General features: G+C 70.6%; 4 protein-coding genes, 1 pseudogene and 1 riboswitch. Of the genes and pseudogenes, 1 reads left to right on the top strand and 4 read right to left on the bottom strand.

Annotated features, from left to right (window positions below):
* Nucleotides 1-198 (bottom strand): annotated as a pseudogene (locus GPJ59_RS33870) (hypothetical protein); the annotation flags it as partial.
* Nucleotides 199-200: 2 nt separating this feature from the next.
* A riboswitch (cyclic di-AMP (ydaO/yuaA leader) is annotated at nucleotides 201-368 on the bottom strand.
* Between the two features lie 307 nt (nucleotides 369-675).
* Between GPJ59_RS33870 and GPJ59_RS33875 the strand changes: the two are divergent.
* Nucleotides 676-1,494, top strand: coding sequence for a tyrosine-protein phosphatase (locus GPJ59_RS33875; RefSeq protein WP_219671779.1), 819 nt, complete (start codon nucleotides 676-678; stop codon nucleotides 1,492-1,494).
* A 36-nt stretch (nucleotides 1,495-1,530) separates the two neighbouring features.
* Here the strand turns inward: GPJ59_RS33875 and GPJ59_RS33880 are convergent, their stop codons facing one another.
* The 3 genes from GPJ59_RS33880 to GPJ59_RS33890 all read right to left on the bottom strand — a co-directional run.
* Nucleotides 1,531-3,036, bottom strand: a complete 1,506-nt coding sequence (locus tag GPJ59_RS33880; protein ID WP_258025321.1) for an aspartate aminotransferase family protein — start codon at nucleotides 3,034-3,036, stop codon at nucleotides 1,531-1,533.
* Nucleotides 3,033-4,064 (bottom strand): adenosyl-hopene transferase HpnH, encoded by a 1,032-nt coding sequence (hpnH, locus tag GPJ59_RS33885; protein ID WP_219671781.1) that lies wholly within the window; start codon nucleotides 4,062-4,064, stop codon nucleotides 3,033-3,035. Before hpnH ends, GPJ59_RS33880 begins: the two co-directional genes overlap by 4 nt.
* Nucleotides 4,065-4,069: 5 nt before the next feature.
* A partial coding sequence (locus tag GPJ59_RS33890; RefSeq protein WP_219671783.1) for a phosphorylase family protein occupies nucleotides 4,070-4,545 on the bottom strand: 476 nt, incomplete at its 5' end.

Here is a 4,545-nt window from a genome sequence, read left to right on the forward strand (position 1 = left end):
TCGGCGGCGTCGGTTGTGAATAAGGGAGGGGGGGAGGGCCGGGGCGGTGGCGGGAGCCTCGGCCGGGGCGGGGGCCGCGTGGGCGCCTGCGGCGCCGAACAGCGGGAGTGCGAGCGCCGCACCGCCGGTGCCGGCGGCGGCGAAACCGCGCGGGATCGAGCGGGACTTGGGGCGTCGGTGCTTACCCTTTGCGGCCATGGTGAATTCCTCTCCGGCGCCTGCGAGGTGAGCTGTCGGGTGCGGACTGGAGATGTCCGGCCGTGCGGTGACGGCTTGACCCCAAGCCGTTCGGACCGTGATCCGAATCGGCGGCATACCTGGTTCCCCCGCTCCTGCCGCGCATGTTGATGATCGGGTGTGTATCCCGGATGGGGCAGGATTCGGCGGTCCATCCGGATCGGTGGCGAACGTAATCCAGCCGGGCCACGCGGAACAAGCCACGAATTACCCATGAGTTTCCCGGAGGTGAGGGATCAAAGGAATTCCCGTCACCCTCCGTCTATTCCCTCCCGGCAACAGCCGTCCGCGCAGGGCAATTCGGGCCCGGTGATCAGGCACGCACGGTCACCGTATGATCTGGCTCACGGGGTGGGACTCGATCTCCCCTCCCCCGGCGGCAAGTTGCCGCCAAGCGGTCCAAATTTGGACATCCCCGACGATCTGGAGGAGATCCCCATGACCCAGCAGATACCCCGGACCCCGCCGGCCGAGTCCGGCGACGAGCCGCAGCTGGCCGGCGTACGCAACTTCCGTGATGTCGGCGGACTTCCGACGACGGACGGACGAAGGGTTTCTTCCGGACTACTGTTCCGAAGCGGACATCTCGCGCATGCCACCGAAACCGATGCAGAATTCCTCGCCTCGCTCGGGCTGCACACGATCTTCGACTTCCGCAACGCCGCCGACCACGCCCTCGAAGGCCTCGACGTGGAACTCCCCGGCGTGCGGAACGTGAACATTCCGCTGTCCGACCCGGCGGACGGCAAGGAATTCTGGACCATGGTGCGCGAGGGGAATGCCGGCCAGCTGCGCGAGCTGCTCGGCGACGACCGGGGCGCCGAGCGGATGAAGACGTCCTACCGGGAGCTCATCGCCACCCGCACCGCCGAGCACAGCCGGGTCGTGCACGCCCTCGCCGAGGACAGCCTCCCCGCGCTGATGCACTGCGCGGCCGGCAAGGACCGGGCCGGCCTCTCGATCGCCGTCACCCTGCTCGCGCTCGGCGTCGAGCGCGAGGCGATCGTGGCGGACTACGTCGAGTCCAACGCCCCGCACCGCCGCTACCGGGTGCGCCGCAGCAGCGACGCCCCCGAGGCCCGCTCCCCCGAGGTCATGGAGCTGCTCGCGCCGCTCTTCGACGCCCGCGCCGAGTACCTGACCGCGGCCTTCGACGCCATGGAGGAGACCTGGGGCAGCATCGAGGACTACCTCGCCGAGGGCCTCGGACTCACCCCCGAGACCCTCGACCGGCTCCGGGACCGCCTGCTCGACTGAGGAGAAACGGATCAGCAGGGGGGGAGGGCAGGACCGTCAGCGGTTGCCGACGGCCTGCTTGACCAGCGTCCGGCCGAACTCCCACATCAGCCCGCCCCCGCCGTGGGCGTCGTCCATGACCTCGCGGAAGGCGGTCACGAACCGGTCCACGTCGGCCTCGTCCACGACGAGCGGCGGGATCAGCTTGATCACCTCCAGATGGTCGCCCGAGACCTGGGTGAGGATCCGGTGCCGCTGGAGCAGCGGCACCACGACCATCTGCGCGAACAGTCCCTTGCGGGCCGCCTGGAGCATGGCCCACCGGCTGCGCAGCCCGAGCGAGGACGGCCGGCCGAACTCGATGCCGATCATCAGGCCGCGCCCGCGCACCTCGTGCAGCAGCTCGTACGTGTCCACCAGCGCGGCCAGCCGGCTGCGCAGCAGATCACCCATGGCGCGGGCGTTGGCCACGACCGACTCGTCCTCCATCACCGACAGCACGGCGAGCCCGGCCGCCATCGCCTGCGCGTTGGAGCCGAAGCTCGCCGAGTGGACCAGCACCCGGTCCATGGACGAGTAGACCTTCTTGAAGATCCAGTCCTTGCCGAGCGTGGCGCCGACCGGGACGTAGCCGCCGGAGAGGGCCTTGGCGACGCACACGAGGTCCGGCTCCACGCCCTCCTCGTGCTGGTACGCGTAGAAGTCCCCGGTCCGCCCCAGTCCGGTCTGCACCTCGTCCGCGATGAGCAGCGCCTTGTGCCGGTGCAGGAGCTCCTGCGCGGCGCGCAGGAAGCCGGGCGGGGCCTCGTGGACGCCCTTGCCCTGGATCGGCTCGACGACGAAGGCCGCGACGTCGCCGCGCCGCAGCTCCCGATCCAGCGCCGCGAGGTCGCCGAGCGCGATCCGGGTGTCGGGCAGCAGGGGGGCGAAGCCGTCACGGAACCCGCTCTCGCCGTTGACGGACAGGGAGCCGGCGGTCAGCCCGTGGAAGGCGTGCTCGCAGTAGAGGACCCTGGGGCGACCGGTGGCGTAGCGGGCGAACTTCAGGGCGGTCTCCACGGCCTCGGTGCCGCTGTTGCCGAAGAAGACCCGGTCCAGGTGGGGGCTGTACGCGAGGAGCCGCTCGGCCAGCAGCCCGGGCAGGGGCTGGCAGTCGAACCGGGTGAGGTCGGCGAGCTGGGCGTCGAGCACGTCGTGCAGGGCCCTGCGGACCACCGGGTGGTGGCGGCCGAGGCCCATCACGCCGAAACCGGCGAGCATGTCGAGGTAGTCGTTGCCCTCGGCGTCCCAGAAGTGGGCGCCCTCGGCCCGCTCGTAGACCTTGTCGAAGCCGATGGTGTGCAGCATCCGGGGCAGTTGGGGGTTGAGGTGGCGGGCGTGCAGGTCGTAGCGCTCGCCGCCGCGCTCGGCCAGCAGGGCGCCGAGGTCGAATTCCTTCCCTCCCGCGGCTTTCCTCCCGCCGGCACCGCCCGCACCGCCCGCACCGCCCTCCCCTCCCGCACGGCCCTTCCCGCCCGCGCCGCCCGCCCCGGGCGGCCCTCCCGTGTCACCGTCCGCAGTCATGCCGACTTCTCCCGGCTCCCCGACAGCGTTTCCCGGGCGGCGCGCAGGGATTCCTTCAGCGATCCCATGGTGGCGAGGACGGCGGTGGGCTCGTAACCGCAGTGCGCCATGCAATTGGCGCAGCGCGGGTCCTTTCCGCGGCCGTACTTGTTCCAGTCGGTCTCCTCGACGAGTTCCCGGTACGTCGGAACATATCCGTCGCTCATCAGGTAGCAGGGCCGCTGCCAGCCGAAGAGGGAGTAATTCGGAATGGCCCAGGCGGTGCACGGGAAATCCGCTTTGCCCTCCAGGAAGTCGAGGAAGAGCGGGGAGTGGTTCAGGCGCCAGCGGCGCCGGTTGCCGCCCGCGAAGGCCTTGCGGAAGAGTTCGCGGGTCTGCTCGACGCCGAGGAAGTGCTCCTGGTCGGGGGCCTTCTCGTAGGCGTACGCGGGCGAGATCATCATCTCGTCCACCTTGAGCTCGTCGTTGAGGTAGTTCAGCACCTCGATGACGGTCTGCGGGGTGTCGGTGTTGAAGAAGGTGGAGTTGGTGGTCACCCGGAAGCCGCGCCGCTTGGCCTCCTCGATGGCCGCCACCGCCTCGTCGAACACGCCCTCCTTGGCCACCGACTCGTCGTGCCGCTCGCGCAGCCCGTCGATGTGCACGGCGAAGGCGAAGTACGGCGAGGGGGTGAAGTCCGCGATCTTCTTGCGCAGCAGCAGGGCGTTGGTGCAGAGGAAGACGTACTTGCGCCGGGCCACCAACTGCCGCACGATCTCGTGGATCTGCGGGTGCATCAGAGGCTCGCCGCCGGCGATGGACACCATCGGCGCGCCGGACTCCAGGACCGCGCCCACCGCCTGCGCGACGGGCATCCGCTGCTTGAGGACCCCGGCCGGGTGCTGGATCTTCCCGCAGCCCTCGCACTTCAGGTTGCACGCGTAGAGCGGCTCCAGCTCGACGATGAGCGGGAACTTGTCCCGCTTGCGGAGCTTCTGTTCGAAAAGATAGGTCCCGACCCTGATGGACTGTCGCAGCGGCATGGCCATCTGGCTCACCTCCTGGGGAGCAGCAAAGAACGGTGCCAGTCGTGAAAAGCGGGCAGTACGGTACGCAGTACGCGGAAGGCCGATATTCCACCGCGGACCGTGCCGATGCGGACGAGCTCGTGCTCCGGGGCGTCCACGATCACCCGGACGGCCGCAACCGGACGCCGCCCGGCCGGGTCGCCCGGTCCGGCAGGGGCGACCGGCAGCCGCGCGGCGGTCCACAGCGTGGCCGCGGACTCCATGTCCACGGCGATGGCCCCGGTCGCGCGCAGGGCGGCCCGCTCGGGGCCGCGCACCACGTGGTCGGCGCCGGTCAGCAGGCCGGTGTGCACGGTCCGTCCGGGCAGGGCGCGGGCCAGCGCGTCGGCGAGCGGCCCGGCGCCGGAACAGGCCACCGTGCCGCGGGGGTCGCGGGTGTGTTCGGCGACGACCAGGTCGCCGGGGTGCATGCCGGGGACCAGCCCGGCGCAGAAGCCGGTGG

The sequence above is a fragment of the Streptomyces bambusae genome (genome assembly GCF_019400985.1).
Classification (GTDB): domain Bacteria; phylum Actinomycetota; class Actinomycetes; order Streptomycetales; family Streptomycetaceae; genus Streptomyces; species Streptomyces bambusae_A.